Here is a 16,970-nt window from a genome sequence, read left to right as displayed (position 1 = left end):
ACTTCGCCTTCTGATTAATGTAAATCAATGTAACATTGTTGCGAAATTCAAAATAGCACTATTTATTAGAAACTTAAAAAATCTTCTATAAATTCTTCATGGTCGAAGTGCCACACTGCCCCCTTTAATTTTGAGTACCTGGTTAAATGACAATCGCATTGAAATATTTCTGTCATATAACTTTGTTTTAATCCGCCCTGAAATAAAAACGTCATCAAAGTGCCACATTAGTTGGCCAGACATAACTGAGTAAAATCATGAGTGAACAAAATCAAACCTCTCTTTTTGCAAAGATCTTAAATTGGACCGCGATTGCATTACTGGTCTACCTCGTATTAGTCGCTGTAGGTACCGTCAGTGGTGGTTTCAAACTGGCTTCCGGTGGCACCGAAGGCGCTAAAGAAATTTTTGCATTCGCAACGAACCCATTCGTCGCATTAATGCTGGGTGCATTTGCCACCGCTCTGGTTCAATCTTCTTCTACTGTTACGTCAGTTATTGTTGGTCTGGTCGCAGGTGGTCTGCCATTAGGCATTGCAATTCCTATGATCATGGGTGCAAACATTGGTACTACTATCACCAATACACTGGTATCGATTGGTCATATTCGCGACAAAGAAGAGTTTCAGCGTGCTTTTGCCGCCTCTACAGTGCACGATTTCTTTAATCTGTTCGCCGTTGCTATCTTCCTGCCGCTGGAAATTATGTTTGGCCTGTTGGAAAAGTTCTCTGCGGCCCTTTCACACCTGTTTGTCGGTGATGCAGACCTGTCTCTTAAGAGCTACAACTTCATTAAACCTCTGGTAAAACCGGCTGTTGGCCTGGTGAAAGACGCGGTGAGCTTCCTTGATGGTAAAGCGGTTGGCGTTGCAATGGTTGTTATCGGTATCGCGATGATCCTGTTCGCTGTAACCACGCTTGGTAAACTCCTTAAGAAAGCTTTGGTTGGCCGTGCAAAAGAATTACTACACAGCGCAATCGGTCGTGGCCCGGTTGCAGGTATCAGCTCAGGTGCGGTTGTAACTGTTATGGTTCAGTCATCGTCTACCACCACCAGCCTGATGATCCCCCTGGCAGGTAGCGGCGTTTTCAACACGCGTCAAATCTACCCATTCACGCTGGGTGCGAACATTGGTACAACTATCACAGCACTGCTGGCGGCAACCTCCATCACTGGCCCTAATGCCGAAGTTGCCCTGACGATTGCACTGGTACACGTTATGTTTAACGTCTTCGCAGTTGCCCTGATTTACGGCTTACCATTACTACGTGAAATTCCGCTTCAGCTTGCTGAAAAACTGGCACGAATTGGTACACGTAATAAATCTGCGGCATTTGGTTATGTACTGGGTTCGTTCTTTGTACTGCCGGGCTTGCTGATGCTCGCTATCAAATAAATAGTTCGACCTGAAAACATTTTCAGGTACTCAGAAAAAGGGCTCATTTTGGAGCCCTTTTTTAATAATTTTGACATATTATCCCGGCATAATTATCCCAGTTTAATTTCTCGGCAAAATCATGAATACACGTAAACGGTCTTTAACTTTTGATATCAAGGACCAGGCACAACAGCTGTTTTCTCTGGAGCAAGGCTCTCCGTTCGATCAGCTGGAGTTTTATATAGAACAAGATCAACTGATTGTCTCTTGTCAGCTGCCGCAGGACGCGGTGTCAGGAAACCAGATCCGCATAACAGCCAATCACCAGGATAATCGCGACGTCGACTTTGTAGGCATTCTTAAGCTCAAAGAAAAAGACATCATGACTGGTACGGTAGAGGTAGCCCTGAAGGGCTCGGGCAAAAGCGGGTCGTACAACCTGCAATTGAGTTTACTGGGTTATAAGCAGCGCGTTAAAAACAGTATGGATTACATGGCCAGCCTGCCCTATGACATACACCCGCGCAAAGAAGATGAGCGGACTGTGGCAGAAAAAACAAAGACGACAAGCGGGGTGTTGCAGGCAGTGGTCAGATACCTGCGTAATGAATTTAGCGCCCTGCTAGGTTCAACCCGGCAGGCTTATCTTACCGAACGAAAATAACCCGCTTCCAGCTACGCATTCATTTGCCAGGACCGCAAATAATGCCGCTTCTTTTGAGTCAACACACACCCCATCCTGCGACAGCTCAGTTACCTCGTAACAAGCAGGCAAACGCGATTTAAACTTCTCGACCAGCAATGCGTTGTGGGCGCCACCACCGCTGAGTATGAGTTGTGTAGTCCCATCGAGCTGTAATGCGCTCAGGTGCTCCAACACACACCAGGCGGTTAGTTCATTCAGGGTCGCCAGCACATCCTGGTGAGACAATGGCTCAGAGCAAAGTGCTTGTTTTTGCTCAAACATAGTCAAACTGAACACCTCAGGGCCTGTGGTTTTGGGTGTATCGAAATGGAAAAAGGGGATGGCCTTTAACGACTCAAGCAGACTAGCACAGACTCGCCCTTGTTTTGCCAGCCTGCCGTCTTCATCATAAGCTTGGCCCAAATAACGCTGACAGTAAGCATCCATAAGCGTATTTCCCGGTCCAATGTCTGAACATTGAACGTCTTCCACTGTGGCGCTTCGCGGCAGCACGGTAAAATTCGCAATCCCCCCCAGGTTCAGTAAAACACGGTTTACCCGCTCGCTCTGATAGAGCAAGTAATCTCCGTACTGAGCAAGCGGCGCACCCTCGCCCCCTTTTGCGGTATGCTTTTGACGAAAATCAGAAACGGTGATGATTTGTGTTTGTGTGGCAACCTGATCGCCGTCTCCCAGCTGTAAGGTACCATTGCCAAAATCTTCATGAGCATGCTGATGATGGGGACAATGGAATACAGTCTGCCCATGGCTGGCTATCAGGTCGATATCTTCACGTTTAACGTGCCACTGCGACAGGGTTTGATTGATTAATTGGCCGTGATAGTGACCTATCCAGGGATTGAGTAAGGTCAAATATTCAAAGTTCACCGTGTCTTTTGCAAACACCTCACGTACTTTATCTTTAAAGTCATTGTCGTACGCTATGGTGGTAAACTTGAGCAGTTTGCATTGTGTATCAACACCTGACCCACTTACTTCGCACAAGGCCATGTCTAAGCCATCCAAAGAAGTACCACTCATCAGCCCCAGAATCATCCTTGCTGGCTTGTGCGCAATCGCTTGAAGTTGATTGATTTGTTTTAACCCCATGGTTTAATATCCTGCGTTATTGGCCGACACAACCGCAATAACCGGGTAATCATTGGCACCCAGCTCCAACGTAAAGTTACGCTGCTCGTAGCCTTCAAGCACCACTTTGTGTGGCAATGCACTGACCTGCTGCGCAGCCCCATCGGCATAAATCACCATCAACTGCTCCGGCTCCAGAATGCGTCGGCCAGAAGAGAGGTTCTCAATACTGAGCAACACGGCCCGGTATCCGTCATCATTGGACATGGCGACACTGCGCGTTACCTTGAAGTCACTTTTAGCGGGTTTGATGCGCTCTGGGCGGTCAAACAGCAAAGAGTCCAGGTTCATTTGCATGGTGTCAAAACGGTATGGCTTTAGTTCTTTCGCCGCTGTAGTTGCAGAAACCACCATTAGCACCCACATTAACAAGCCTGCTTTGCGCATATCTCACACTCCGTAAAACGCTTCCAGGTTCGCGCTTCGCCCGCGCGTCCCCGCATCTATCCCATATTGATCGATCAAGTCCGCTATTTCGCTTTGTAGTGCTTCAATCGCAGCGTTGATCTCATTGATTTGCTGTTTATTAAATGATTTACGGCTTAACATAAAATGAATGGCGTTATCATTGACGACATAGGGGTGGATCCGCATTTGCTCAAAACCCAGCTCTTCGATGTAGTAGTAACCGGAGAACTCATCTTCTATTAAGAAGTCGACACGCTTTTTGTTTACCAGTTGCATGCGCTGGCTGATACTGGGCACTTCCAGCAAGCGTTCTTTGTACCAGGCTATTTTCAATATCTGTTCAAGCTCTCTACCATAATAAGCGCCAGGATTGGCAACGAAGGTGTGTTCAGCGGCAAACAGCTCTGTCAGGCTTCTGACCTCTTTTAGCGTTTTTTTACGGGTAAACAAGCGCATTCTTTCGCGACGATACGCCTGGCTAAAAAACGCGACTTCGGCTCTTTGCGTATTAAAACTGGCAGACGGCAAGATATCTATAAAGCCTTTGGAAAGCTCAGTGATCCCGCGTGCGGATGACGGCAGCTGCACAAAGTCGATGCAAAGCTGAGCTTTTTCGAATACTCTTCGGGTAATGTCGATATCCAGACCGTATGGGACCGTATCACGATACATCACATACGGTGGCCAGCTGGTACCAACACCCACCTTGTAGCGCGTTTCGCATTGTGAATTGGCAAAAACAGCGGCCGGTAGGAAAAACAACAGAAAAATTAAATGCACGGCGTCTAGCAATCATTGATATTAGCTAGATTATGAAGGATATCTGACAGAAAACAAAGGCGCCTGAGCGCCTTTATTGGTTATTGTTGGCCAATCCCTTGGTCAATCAGAGGCACACACTCCAGCCTCTGATATCAACTTAGCTTAAAGTGCTTTCCAGACCATGGCTTTGCCAGGTTCTTCACCGCGAGTCCACCACTTAGCTTCATACAACTTGCCCTGATGGCTAACGCGGTCGCCGCCTACATAGACTTTGTTGCTTACCCAAGGATCGGCACCTGCCGCCGCGTCTGTCACCGTCACATCAAATGATGTTGTAGTCGTGGCAACACCATCCGACACAGCAACAGTAACCTGATAGGTCGTATCCTGAGTGACTTGTGGAGCCGTAATTGTTGCGCTTGCGCCCTGACCATTGACGGTCAAACCGTTGCTTGCAGACCAGGTGTAAGTCAAGGCATCACCATTAGGGTCGGTTGCGCTGACTTGTACCGACGCACTGGTGTTTTCAGCCAGAGACAGTGCAGCAATCGGTGTTACGACTGGCGCGTCATTGCCTGTCGAAGGCGCTTTTACCAGTACAGTCACATTGCGTGTCGTGGTCGCTTCACCATCAGAAACGGCGATAGTTAGCGTATACTCGGTATCCTGAGTCACAACCGGTGCGGCCACACCAACAGCGGCAGAGGACGCATTTGTGAGCGTCAAGGCAGCTGGCGCACTCCATGCAAAGGTCAGCGGCTGGTTATCCGGGTCTGAAGCCGTTGCAGTAACTGTGATTGAACCACCCGATTGCACTGTGACATTGCTGTCAACAGAAACGACCGGCGGCTTATTCACAGGTACGCCCCCTGTCAGGCCATCGTACATGGCATTGAGAATATCGCCATTATCCGCATCGATTTCCCAGGCGAACAACCCACCCAAGTCATACAGGTTAACGTAACGACCTTTCGCCTCAACAGAGCGTGCGCTGTCAAACGTCAGTAATTTACCATTGCTGCGGTTCCACACATACGCCGCTTCGGCCTGCTCGTCATAACCTACTTCAAAACCGTTGAGACCTGTCCCATTTGGACCCACCAGATTGGCAGCGATTGCCTTATAGTCCATGATCCCTGGCTCCCAGACGCCTTCTGACGTTGAGCCTGTGTACTTGCCGTTACCCGGCGCAGTCATCGGGTTACCCGGGATAGTGGTGTTCTGATCCATCACGCCTTCCCAGCCACGACCGTACATCGCGGCACCCATGACGATTTTCTTCGAGTTAACACCTTGCTGTAATAACAGTTGAACCGCGTTGTGTGCTGTATAAGCAGGCCCTTTACGTGGCTCGCCGTTGTCATCAACACCTGTACCGTTACATTCATCCTGGCTCAAGTGTGAGCCACAATACAAACCAGTCTGATGACCAGTTACATTGTTCCAGCCACCGTAGAAGTCGTAGGTCATTGCGAAGATATAATCCATGTACTGCTGTGCAGCCTGATAATCAACATCTTCAATCTTGTCGTAACCTGACCCTATTGCAGACGTCAACTCGTAGGTGCGGCCGGTTTCCGCTTCAAGCTCGTCTAACATGGCACGTAGTTCAGCCATTAGTGCAATATAAGCCGGACCATCATTCACCGGATCGCCCAGATCCGGGTTAGGACCATCACCACCCGGGAATTCCCAGTCAATGTCGACACCATCGTAGAATTTCCAGGTTTTCAGGAATTTCTTCATTGAAGCGACGAAGACATCACGATTTGCTTTGGTCGTGAAGCCGTGGAACGGATCCGACAGCGTCCAGCCACCGACAGAAGGCAAGATCTTAAGGTCCGGATAACGCTGCTTGAGTGCCATCAGCTGCGCGTAAGTACCACGAATTGGGTCATTCTGGTTAACGCCCGGCAGTGTTTTTTGAACAGCTGCCCAGGGGTCGTGGATCACCACTTCGTAATCCGCAGTACCGGCACACGCTTTTTGCAGTGCACGCCAGCTGTTACCATTCTCAATTTCTTTGAGTGACTCGTTAGGGCCACAAATTGGAATGAAGCCATATAGCAAGTGGCTCAGGTTTTGCGCCGGAATGTTAGTGACGTCGAAGTCACGGCCATAAATCCCCCACTCAACAAAGTAGGCACCCGTTACTTTGCCTGGTATTGTGCCGTTGTTACGGTTATTCGGATTTACATCCATAGGCAGAGGCTCAAGGTGGCCACCGTCTGTGTCGGCAATCACAATCTCCTTACCGGCACTTCTTGCACAACCTGTGCTGTCGCACAGCTCAACATACAAAGTATGGCGACCAGACTGGGTATATGGGAAAGTGATTGTGCCGCTTTTGGTGCCCGCATCCAGTACACCTTCATTAACCAGCTGGTTATCGAAATACACTTTGTAGCTGTCGCCGCCAGTACCACTCCAGGCATTCCATTTGATCTGAATGTCAACTTGCTCTTTGGCTGTGACCAGATCTTTGTATGAGCCATTGCCGTCGAGTACGACATCAACAAATGAATACACTTGTGGTTCCCAGCTCAGGCTAGGGGTAGATGGAGCCGCTAATACTGAACCGCTCATCAGAGCTAAGCCAATCGCCGTGCTAATCTGTTTAATCTTCATTACTTTCTCAACCTTATTTACATGTTATATCCAAACCCCGGGGGGATGATTTATTGGTACTGCTTAAAACTCTTTATCAGTTTTAGTCTGGTTACAGCACTTTCCAGACCTGGGCTTTACCGGGCTCCTCACCTCGGGTCCACCACTTGGCTTCATAATTTTTGCCACCATGAGACACTTTGTCACCGCCAACATAGGTGCTTGAGGCCTGCCATTGTGGGTAGGTCGACACAGGCACGTCTTTGACCGTTACGCTAAGTTCTCTTGATGTTTCTAATTCGCCATCGGACACCGTCACAGACACGGTATACTGAGTATCCGCTGCAACTTCGCCGCTTTGTAAACTAATGGTGGCGCCACTGCCTGTCATTGAGAGCCCGGCGGGCACGACCCAGCTATAGGTGAGCTCTGATTGTTCATCATCAAATGCATGCACATGTACCTGAACTTGGGTGTTTTCGTCCATCAACACAGGTTCCGGCTGATGTACTGTAGGCGGCGTATTGGGCGCTTTGGGCACTATTGTGAGGTTATAGGTATACGCAGCATCCGTCACAAACACCTGATTACTCAGCAAATTGGCATCGTCGAACAGCACATCGCCATTGGCTTGCTTGACACCCACCTGGACATCGTTGACATAGCTTGCGTTTAGCTGACCTGCCAGTGTACTGGCCCAGTTGGCCTGGTTTTGTGCCGTAACAGCGAATGAATGCTTCACGATTTCCTGACCGTTTTGGTCAAATACCCTTGCCCAGACTAAATCGCCGACGTTAGCGGTCTGGCCACGACTTACAAAGTAGCCGGCGACATACCAGTCTTTTGGCTGAGTGTCGCTGACAATGGTGATATCGCTACAGTTGTAAAAGCCTTCCCCAACCACATCGTTACGCTGCCAGCGAGTATACAAGATGGCATCGCCACTGCGCCCCTGAGGAATTTGAATGGTCATTTCGTAAATCCTTTTGCCATCCGGGTCTTTAACGAAATCCACGTTACCCACTTCGGTGATCAAGTCTATGTTGCCCCAGGTCATGACATCGGTAGCCGGATTAAAGCCGGGCTTGGTCAAATAGAACTTCCAAAAGCTCGGGTTATGTGGCGTTGTGGCGTGAAAGCGAATTGCCAGCTCACCGTTTGCATTGGGACGAACCTCTGTCTTTTGCCAGTCTGCAGATGGTAAGTTCATGCCACGCTTTTCAGAGGAACCCGCTGCACATAAGGTGCCATCGGGAATATTCTTCTCTACTGCCTGTTGGTTATTGTAATCGGGCGTATTGACAGCAAATTCATGCTCCTGAATAAACTGCACGTACCCGGACTCAAGATAAGCGGCGCGACATGCGGCATTAGGAATATTCGAGCCGTCTTCTGGCCACCAGTAGCCACCCTGATCTTCACAAATGGCCTGTCTTGCCATTGGAAAGTCCATATAGCCATGACTGGCAGCCAGCTCGCTGTAACTCAGTGCCGATACCACCAAAACACCGATTGCAGTTTGCTGTGACAATGATTTAAACGTTTTCATAGTTTGCCTCTCGCATAGGGGCCGAAGCCCCTTTGAGTTAAATGGGTCGGTTATAAACTACAAACCTTGGTGTAATCTGAGCTGGTTGATGGTTGCTTGTTGCTCCACCACTTCGCTTTATACACCCCATTGCCGTCGATGATTAGATCGCCCTGAGCTGCATGACTGCCCTTTGGAAACTCCGGATAAACCGTGATTTGTGAGATAGGCACCCCTTCACAGCTTGTGATAGGTCCGCCGTTACCGTCACCAGGTTTTGCATCAGGTAGTTGCGGGTACTCAAACTTAAAGGCGTAGCGTTTGCCATCTTTCTCGGCAACAAAGTTAACCGGACCTGTGATAGGCATGTAATACATTACCTGCGCATTGACCGTTTCACCCGGCGCGAACGATTTTGGAATGTTGCCCCACTCGTCAACCAGCGTGATAGAGAAGCGGTGGAATTCATTTTCGAATCCGCCAATGTTGTTTCCGGCTGCGTTTGAGGCATTCACTTCAACCGCCATGCCCAGTTTTTCCTGCGCATTCCAGTTAGACTTGAAGATTGCAGAAGTAGCAACTGGCACATCAAAGGTGATCTTCGCACCTGATAAATCGATTGCAGAGTTATTGGTAAAGGCAAATGTCGGTGCAATCGGATAGTTATCATCGCCAAGTGGGAAATCCTTAGCCGTAAAGCTGACATCAACCGCTTCTGCCGGCACCTGGAAGTTCACGTTGCCCGGGTGAATATCATAAGGCGCGCCGGATTGGTTGAACTTGTTGTAGGCCAGCGTCGTCAAGCTTGAACCCATAAAGTACTCGCCCTTCGCTGCATCATAATCAAAGTCACCAGCCAGCTCCCAGAACATGATCCCGCCCAGTCCATTGTTAATTACGTAATCAACCTTAGTGCCCATCGACTCTTCATCTTCAATCGAAAGGAACACTTTTTTCTCGGCATTCCATAACCAAGGGGCAACTGCGACAGAGTCGTAATGACGTGTGTATGTACCTGTAAGGGCATCTGCCGGATCTGTATCCGGGCTAAGGCCGTAATCAGCCAGGTAGCTTCCTAATACGCCAGATTGCAGGTTCTTGACATGCCATAACGGGTTAGAGCCGGCAGGCACTTCCAGCCCAACGTCATTCTTATCGTGCCAGAGGTTATCGATACCTACTGCGCCGTTGCCGCACTTATTCTTTTCACCTTTACCTGTGCCCGGCGGACAGTTTGCCTGATCTGGGAAGGCTGCCTGACCCCACAAGCCGTTAGTGCCACCCTGCACATCTTTAAAGCCGCGCGTATAGTAAGGGATACCAATGTTAATGCGGCCCGCAGACAGCGCACCGCGGAAGTACTTCACGGCCCAGTCGGTGTTCAGGTAGCCGATACCTTCAAATTCAGCGGTGCCGTAAACATTCCATGCTTTGAGCTCAGAATCTTCACCGGTGTCAAACAAAGACGCATTGTGACCAACATGCTGGTTCCAGGCGCCATGTAAGTCGTAAGACATGATGTTCACGTAATCCAGATATTTAGTGACCTGGAAGGTCTCCATACCACGCAGCAGATAACCTGACGAAGGCGAAGCAATCGTTAGCATGTAGTGCTTGCCATCCTGCTGACCGGCCTTATCCAGCTCTTCACGCAGGCGCTTCATTAACACCTGATAAGAGGCATTCAACCCGGCACGCAATGCGTTAGAAATGGGGAAATCATCCGGGTGACCAGCGTCGTTCATTGAAGTTGGGTATTCGTAGTCGATGTCTACACCGTCAAAGCCATAGGTACGAATGAACTCCACGGCACTTGCTGCAAACGCGTCAATACCAGCCTGGTTGACACTACCGTCGGCGTTGGTTGTCATCGTATAGAAACCACCGCTGTTCACTCGTTTGCCATCGCTGCCAAAGTAGCCGCCGGTTTCTGCCCAGCCGCCCACTGAAATTAAGGTTTTAACATCCGGATATTGCTTTTTATATTTGTTCAGCAGGTTGAAATGACCTTTATATGGCAATGCCGGGTCCATCTCTGCACCAGTCTCTCCGGGCCACTCCATGTTCGTTGCAGGGTTACCGGGAGCAGCCGGATCGCCAATCGACACTTTGTTGTTAGCATCGACATGGGCAAATGCGTAGTTGATATGGGTGATCTTGTCCCATGGAATATCATTCACAAGGTAAGATGGTTGGCCATTTGCGCCGTTACGCCAGCTAGTGAAGTAACCGATAACACGACGAGGGTGATCGTTACCCATTTTCTCACGACCGTTTACATCGTAAACCGTACAATAAGGCGTATTAACACCCGGAGTCTGGAATAACCCTTCCGGTTTACAATCATCCCGGCCGCCCTGGCCTTGCTCTACAACCGTCAGCGTTTGAGAAACACTTGCCGTAGCGCCTTTATCGTCGGTTACCGTCAAAGTAAATGTCACCGGTCCGAGCTGCTGCGCCGTCCAGGTGTGGTCCGTTGCACTGCCATTGGTTGCAACCACCTCAACGCCATCTACCGTAAACGTTAACTTAGTAACCTGACCATCCGCATCGCTACCCGACAGGCCGAAAACCACTTGCGAACCAACCACCAGCTCTGCAGGCTGGCTCTTAACCATGAGCTGCGCTTCAGGCGCTTTATTACCGGTATCTGCTGGTTTTACAATTACCTGGCTGGTCAACACGTTTGATGCGGCGCCTTTGTCATCGTATGCCGTTGCACTGATGTCATGTGTACCCACAGTGGCACTCCACTGGGCATCAAACATATCCGCGGTGCCGCTTACGTCAGTGGCAATCAAAGCGCCATCCACAAAGAACTCAACCTTGCTCACAGAGCCATCTGAATCAACTGCTTTCACGCTGATGGCAACGCTGTCATTAGCGACAAATTCAGTGCCCGTGATAGGTTGTAAGTTACTGGCAACAGGCGGATTATTTTCGACAACGCTGTCACATTGCCCCAACCAAGTCCACTCCTGCCAGTCACCTGAGTTTGCCGCAGGCTCAGAACGAGTCCACCAGTTGGCTTCATAGGCATTATTATTCTGCTCTACCACCTGACCAGCGGTATACGCTGTACCTGATTGCCAGGGACTGAGTCCGGTACAATCGTATGCCTGAACCTGTGTTGCTCCAATAGCAATAGCGATTGCACTTAGCTGCATTGCCACCTTGAATTTGTTTCTCGTTTTCATACTTTCTTCAACCTTTACCGTTTTAGTGATTAACATTTTTAAAGTAAAGCTAACATAGAATTGGAGTACGTCAACGTAAGCGCGACTACTTTTTAACCAGGTTAATTTTAAAACCCATCCTTTTTAACTATCAATTATTCAAATGAATGGACTTTTTCTTGATGCTCGTTAGGAAGCCTTGAATGAGTTAAATTCATATATTACAATTTTAATACGCCACCCTATTGCATTAATTACAACCAGTTAAGTGCATATCAGAAACAAACAAAAGAAAAACTTATCCATTCGGATAAGTTTTTCTTATCTATAACATTCCAAATCCAATGTTAAATTTGGGAATACTATATAACCAACAGTTATATATAAAACTACCCAGGTCAGACCAGAAACATCACGTTAACGTCAACGTTAACAGCAAGGCACGGATCACATTTGGACCTTTAAGTGTTACAAACAACAGCAAAGTAAAGTGATCTGTGGAACGAAATAGATGGATAAGTGTCGGGGGGTATTTAATCAGACGTGCAGACAGGCAAAGTGACGGTCACTTTAGTGCCTTGGTTAGGCTTGCTCTCGATGTTTATCGTGCCTTTGTGCTCAGAAACAATCCCATAGGCAACAGCCAAACCCATGCCTGTGCCCTGACCGACAGGCTTAGTGGTGAAAAAAGGCTCGAAAACATGCTCTATCTGACTTTCCTCTATGCCTGTGCCATTGTCTGTTACCTCAATTAGCAGCTGCCTGTTGGCGTGTCGCAGCAAGAGCTTGATCAGTGGCGTTTGACAAACCCCCTTTGTCTTTGCCTGCTCACACGCATATTTGGCATTAATAAGAAGGTTAATGATCACCTGATTTAGTGCTGCCAAATTGCAAAAACTCAGCGGAATTTCACCTTTTTCAACAATCAGTTCAATGTGTTTAAGCTGATTAGCAAGCAGACCCAGTGCACTGTCAATGGCTTCTGTCATATCCGCCATCACAAATTCGTTGTTTTTCGGCCGGGCAAAATCGAGCAGGCTTGCCACAATGACGGCAATACGCTGACAACCGTCCTGACAATCCTCAATCAGCTCTTGCGCATCTTCGGCAAAAAAACCCAACTGGTATTTTTCTTCAAGTGCTTTGACTGTTTCTTTGAACGCTTGCTGATCCAGTCCATTATCAGCAAACAGCTGACTGGCTTTGATTAAATCTGACACGCCCTTAACTACCTGACCAAGGGTACTGATATTACTGTTAACGTAGGCCAGTGGATTATTGATTTCGTGTGCCACTCCGGCAGACATGACACCCAAAGTTGCCATTTTCTCGCTTTGCAAAATCGCAGCGTGCTGGCGTTTAAGTTGCGCCAGGTTGGCCTCAAGCTCCTGATTAGCAAGGTATAAAGAGCGGGTTTTATCCTCGAGCAAGGTTTCAAGTTCATCCCGGGCTTGTTTTTCTCTCAGATACGCTTTGTAATACTCATTGTCGTTTTGAACCATAAGAAACCTCTTTTCGATTGCGCAGCTAAACGGATACGCCAAGCCGAAGTTTTTGAGTCGCCTCCCAAACCACTAACCTGCTGTAAGGCAGGGATCAGGAAAGCACAGTCACTACAAAACGGCTGTGATCATCCTCATTGTGCATACAACTGGTGTGTGAAATCTCTATTTGCTTGTTGTAATGATCCGCAGCACCATAAATCAGTCCTTCCGCGCAGAAGCAGAGCTTGCGTGGGGAGCGATATTCAACAACTATCTCGCTGTCATTGACGATTTTGGCATCTATCTGAGGCAGGTTCGGTTCATCATATAATTTTGCGACCTCCACATGGATCACACTGTCTATCGCCAAAATCAACTTTTCAAATGTATCCAGCTCAGCCAAAACAGTAGGATGTTTCGCTGCCAAAGATCCGAACAAAAAGCGCCCGAACACGCCAAGTACTTCGGGCAGCGGCAGAGCCATTTTAGTTGCAACGCCATTTGCCAGTGCAAATAACTCCTCGTCCGGGTAAGAGACAGCGGAAATATAGCTGCGGTGCTCGGGGCTATGTTCATCCAATAAGGCATTCCAGGCGCCCATTCCTAAATTTTCTACAACCAGCTCTTCTAAACTACGAAATATTATGCCTTTCATGAGTCGCTCCTTACATTGCGTAATTTAGCGCTAAACGTACTGCAGCAATTGTGATACAACCAAGTTTAGACTAATTTTTATATTATCTATTGCTTTACGTCATTGAATTTTGATGGAACAGACTCAAACATCAATTAATATAAAACCACCAAATGGCCCTATTCGGGTATTGTGCCTGGACGATGAGCCCGGCGTTTTAAAGGTGCTTAAAAGAACATTGCGCATGTCTGGCATGCAGGTCGCGGTATTCGAATGCGGCGAGCTTGCCTTAAAGGCATTGGGTGACGATGAATTTGAAGTGATCATTTCGGATATGAGAATGCCTGAAATGGATGGCGTTGAATTTCTGACCAAAGCGAGACAAGTATCACCGCAGTCGCAACGTGTTTTGTTATCGGGCTATGCCGACATGGACTCTACAATTGCAGCCATTAATGAAGGAGGTATCCACAATTTTCTGCAAAAGCCCTGGCAAAATGAAACCCTGGTCCACATCATCAAAGATGCAGCAGAAAAATATCGTCTCAAGCAATACACCCAGGCACTTCAGGCAGAGATAAGTAAACAGAATGAACAACTGAAAATACTTAACGGCAATCTTGAAGAACTGGTAGAAAAGCGCACGACCCAGATCCGCACGGTACTTCGTCAGCTCGAGACCGCCAACAAACGAGAACAAGACGAGCATAGGGCAACCGTTGAGTTGTTATATAACTTTATTAATGCAAACCCTTATATAGATGCAGAAAAGGCGAAGCAGATAGCGCAGCTATGTGGCTCTGTCGCCCACAAACTTGGCTTGAGTGAAAAGGTCGTACAACTTACCCGAATGGCTGGTTACCTGTCACAAGTTGGCCTGCTTGCCATGGACCCGGCCTTGTACAATCAGCCCCTTGAGAATCTCAGCCCGCAACAACGTAAACTGTTTTTTACCCATCCCGCCACAGCGCAACTCATGCTGATGCCGGCACAGCACCTCAGTGACGTTGGAGAAGCCATTTACCACCAGTTTGAAAAATACAACGGTCAGGGCATACCCAAAGGCCTAAAAGGTAAAGAAATTCCAATCGGAGCACACATTCTTGCCGCAGTCAGGGATTATGTAGAACACCTGTTAAAGAACAAAGACGCCAAAAATGAGCAGCGGGCGCACGCGCTTGAGATGATAAAGATGTACAGCGGCTCCTTTTATCACCCAAAAGTGGTTACTGCATTAGAGATAGCGGTTCAATCTGACGCTCAGGGCGCTGAGCAGGTGGGGTCGATGAATATCATTAATGCGCAAACACTTGAGCCTGGCATGGAGTTAGGCCTGGCTATACACAGCCATAAAGGGATCATGCTGTTACCTAAGGGGCATGTTTTCACACCTGCCACCATAGCGAAGCTACAACAGCTGGAATCGCAAAAACCCACCCCGTTCCGGATCCTGATTAAAACCTAGCGCTTAAACCTTACCACGAGCTCATACATGTCATTGGCAACCGTGGTCAGCTCCTCGCTGATAACGTGCATTTCGTTAGAGCTGCTAACGCTGGTGTTGGCAAGCGTTGCAATACTTACCACCTGCTGATTAATGTCTTCGGATACGGCTGCCTGCTCTTCCACAGCGGTGGCAATTTGCATGCTACTTGCGCTAATTTTTTCGATCAGCTGATAGATGCCCTCTAATTTAGTAGAAGACTGTGAGAGCTGCTCAATGCCCTGCCTTGATTCATCTTCACCACGCTGGGCAATAAATTCTGCATTCTGTGAGCTTTGCGTTAACTGGTCAATAATCGCATGGATCTCTTTTGTCGACTCCTGCGTACGTTGCGCCAGATGGCGCACCTCATCGGCTACCACGGCAAAACCGCGACCTTGCTCCCCGGCTCTGGCCGCCTCTATAGCTGCATTGAGTGCCAACAAGTTAGTTTGCTCTGCTATTTGCTCAATGATCTGCGCGGCTTCTGCAATTTTAGACGTTTGCTTTGCAACGCCCAGTACAGAATCCTTAATATCAACCACAGTTGCCCCTAAGCTTTCAATTGAAGAGCGGGTTTCTTCTGAGCTACGTGCACTTTCCTGAGCCAGTACCAACACCCCTTTGGCATCTTCTGAACTGGCCTGAACACTTTGCGATACCTCGTTGATAGTCGTTGCCATTTCGTTCATCGCTGTTGCAACCAGCTCAGTTTCTAGTTGCTGTTTGGTCAGGCATTCGGTGGTTTCGATACTTTTAGCGTTACTCTCTTGCGCACCGCTGGCGACGCCTTTGGCCGCAAATTCAATACGCGTGATAATCGTATCCAAGTGAGAGCGCTCACTGAGCAGCTTGACGTGCAGCTGCGCCATTTTGCCACTCCAGGGCGAATATACCTGAGTGGCGATGTCATCACAGAAACTATGGGACATCACTTTGTCTAGCCTTCCCAGCTGCTCGTTATCGCGATAATTATTGTACGCAAATAGTGCCAGCGTGTTGGCAATCAACCAGCCAAAGCCAAGTGTTTCACTCACAAATACATAAAGTAAAATCGCACTCAGCACAGCCAGTGACGGCCAGATTGAACGTAGTTTAGGTAGCTTTATTGTGTCGCGCTGGCCTGATTTTACCCGCTTATACAACGCCTCAGCCCGTTCTACGCTCGCCCGGTCTGGGCAGCTGCGCACTGACTCATAACCCACGATTTTGCCGCCTTCCGTCATCGGTGTGACGTAGGCATTGACCCAATAGTGGTCGCCATTTTTACAGCGGTTTTTCACCAGCCCCATCCAGGGCTTACCCGCTTTTAACTGATCCCACATTGTCTTAAACGCTACCTCAGGCATATCCGGGTGGCGAACTAAATTGTGGGGTTGGCCAATCAGTTCATCTTTGGCATATCCACTGACTTCAACAAAGTGTTCGTTGCAGTCAAGGATTGTCCCTTTCAGATCGGTCACTGAAATAAGTCGGGTATCAGCGGAAAAGCGCTTTTCCTGATTGGTGACGGGGTGATTTAATCGCATCTTTAAACTCGAATTCTGTGCTGTAAATTGCTTCGGCGGAGCGAGAAAATACGACTAATGCGCTGTTTTTGCAACAACAAATCTATATTTTGCCAATTTTTTAAGACAAAATAACGAGATCCTATCCTACATCAAGCGCGTACAAC

At 48.2% G+C, this 16,970-nt stretch carries 12 protein-coding genes; 3 read left to right on the top strand and 9 right to left on the bottom strand.

What is annotated here, in order from left to right:
* Positions 1-257 precede the first annotated feature (257 nt).
* Both C3B51_RS11530 and C3B51_RS11525 read left to right on the top strand, forming a co-directional pair.
* Positions 258-1,397: a Na/Pi symporter gene (locus C3B51_RS11530; protein ID WP_125718073.1), complete on the top strand. Its 1,140-nt coding sequence runs from the start codon at positions 258-260 to the stop codon at positions 1,395-1,397.
* A 121-nt stretch (positions 1,398-1,518) separates the two neighbouring features.
* On the top strand, positions 1,519-2,043 hold the full coding sequence (locus tag C3B51_RS11525; RefSeq protein ID WP_130245138.1) for a hypothetical protein: 525 nt from the start codon (positions 1,519-1,521) through the stop codon (positions 2,041-2,043).
* On the opposite strand, the gene C3B51_RS11520 is transcribed toward C3B51_RS11525, so the two are convergent.
* From C3B51_RS11520 to C3B51_RS11485, 8 genes are all read right to left on the bottom strand, one after another.
* A complete protein-coding gene (locus C3B51_RS11520) occupies positions 2,008-3,174 on the bottom strand; it encodes an anhydro-N-acetylmuramic acid kinase (protein ID WP_130245137.1) in 1,167 nt (388 codons plus the stop codon). The genes C3B51_RS11525 and C3B51_RS11520 overlap by 36 nt on opposite strands.
* Before the next feature lie 3 nt (positions 3,175-3,177).
* Complete coding sequence (locus tag C3B51_RS11515; protein ID WP_130245136.1) at positions 3,178-3,600, bottom strand: hypothetical protein; 423 nt, start codon at positions 3,598-3,600, stop codon at positions 3,178-3,180.
* Between the two features lie 3 nt (positions 3,601-3,603).
* Positions 3,604-4,401, bottom strand: a complete 798-nt coding sequence (locus C3B51_RS11510; protein WP_130245135.1) for a substrate-binding periplasmic protein — start codon at positions 4,399-4,401, stop codon at positions 3,604-3,606.
* A gap of 144 nt (positions 4,402-4,545) precedes the next feature.
* Positions 4,546-7,011 carry a glycosyl hydrolase family 18 protein gene (locus tag C3B51_RS11505; RefSeq protein ID WP_125783865.1) on the bottom strand — a complete coding sequence of 822 codons (2,466 nt, stop codon included), beginning with the start codon at positions 7,009-7,011 and terminating at the stop codon, positions 4,546-4,548.
* A gap of 91 nt (positions 7,012-7,102) precedes the next feature.
* Entirely contained in the window at positions 7,103-8,539 is a 1,437-nt protein-coding gene (locus C3B51_RS11500; RefSeq protein WP_130245134.1) for a lytic polysaccharide monooxygenase, read from the bottom strand.
* A 50-nt stretch (positions 8,540-8,589) separates the two neighbouring features.
* The gene (locus C3B51_RS11495) at positions 8,590-11,715 is read right to left on the bottom strand and encodes a glycosyl hydrolase family 18 protein (protein WP_130245133.1); all 3,126 of its coding nucleotides are present in this window, start codon (positions 11,713-11,715) and stop codon (positions 8,590-8,592) included.
* A 512-nt stretch (positions 11,716-12,227) separates the two neighbouring features.
* On the bottom strand, positions 12,228-13,196 hold the full coding sequence (locus C3B51_RS11490) for a sensor histidine kinase (protein ID WP_130245132.1): 969 nt from the start codon (positions 13,194-13,196) through the stop codon (positions 12,228-12,230).
* 94 nt (positions 13,197-13,290) lie between these two features.
* Positions 13,291-13,833 carry a heme NO-binding domain-containing protein gene (locus C3B51_RS11485; RefSeq protein WP_130245131.1) on the bottom strand — a complete coding sequence of 181 codons (543 nt, stop codon included), beginning with the start codon at positions 13,831-13,833 and terminating at the stop codon, positions 13,291-13,293.
* Positions 13,834-13,945: 112 nt separating this feature from the next.
* Between C3B51_RS11485 and C3B51_RS11480 the strand changes: the two genes are divergently transcribed.
* Positions 13,946-15,277, top strand: a complete 1,332-nt coding sequence (locus C3B51_RS11480) for an HD domain-containing phosphohydrolase (protein ID WP_125718093.1) — start codon at positions 13,946-13,948, stop codon at positions 15,275-15,277.
* Here C3B51_RS11480 and C3B51_RS11475 read toward each other — a convergent pair.
* A complete protein-coding gene (locus C3B51_RS11475; protein ID WP_125718095.1) occupies positions 15,274-16,824 on the bottom strand; it encodes a methyl-accepting chemotaxis protein in 1,551 nt (516 codons plus the stop codon). The genes C3B51_RS11480 and C3B51_RS11475 overlap by 4 nt on opposite strands.
* Between the last annotated feature and the right edge of the window lie 146 nt (positions 16,825-16,970).

This window comes from Pseudoalteromonas rubra (assembly GCF_004212645.1).
Classification (GTDB): domain Bacteria; phylum Pseudomonadota; class Gammaproteobacteria; order Enterobacterales; family Alteromonadaceae; genus Pseudoalteromonas; species Pseudoalteromonas rubra_G.
The sequence above is the reverse complement of the archived record's forward strand: the minus strand, read 5'-3'. Positions and strand labels throughout refer to the sequence as shown.

Bases quoted from the DNA above. Each gene is read 5' to 3' on its own strand.
- C3B51_RS11490 (WP_130245132.1), bottom strand. From the start codon at position 13,196: ATGGTTCAAAACGACAATGAGTATTACAAAGCGTATCTGAGAGAAAAA.
- C3B51_RS11505 (WP_125783865.1), bottom strand. From the start codon at position 7,011: ATGAAGATTAAACAGATTAGCACGGCGATTGGCTTAGCTCTGATGAGC.
- C3B51_RS11480 (WP_125718093.1), top strand. From the start codon at position 13,946: ATGGAACAGACTCAAACATCAATTAATATAAAACCACCAAATGGCCCT.
- C3B51_RS11525 (WP_130245138.1), top strand. From the start codon at position 1,519: ATGAATACACGTAAACGGTCTTTAACTTTTGATATCAAGGACCAGGCA.
- C3B51_RS11520 (WP_130245137.1), bottom strand. From the start codon at position 3,174: ATGGGGTTAAAACAAATCAATCAACTTCAAGCGATTGCGCACAAGCCA.
- C3B51_RS11495 (WP_130245133.1), bottom strand. From the start codon at position 11,715: ATGAAAACGAGAAACAAATTCAAGGTGGCAATGCAGCTAAGTGCAATC.
- C3B51_RS11515 (WP_130245136.1), bottom strand. From the start codon at position 3,600: ATGCGCAAAGCAGGCTTGTTAATGTGGGTGCTAATGGTGGTTTCTGCA.
- C3B51_RS11530 (WP_125718073.1), top strand. From the start codon at position 258: ATGAGTGAACAAAATCAAACCTCTCTTTTTGCAAAGATCTTAAATTGG.
- C3B51_RS11485 (WP_130245131.1), bottom strand. From the start codon at position 13,833: ATGAAAGGCATAATATTTCGTAGTTTAGAAGAGCTGGTTGTAGAAAAT.
- C3B51_RS11500 (WP_130245134.1), bottom strand. From the start codon at position 8,539: ATGAAAACGTTTAAATCATTGTCACAGCAAACTGCAATCGGTGTTTTG.
- C3B51_RS11475 (WP_125718095.1), bottom strand. From the start codon at position 16,824: ATGCGATTAAATCACCCCGTCACCAATCAGGAAAAGCGCTTTTCCGCT.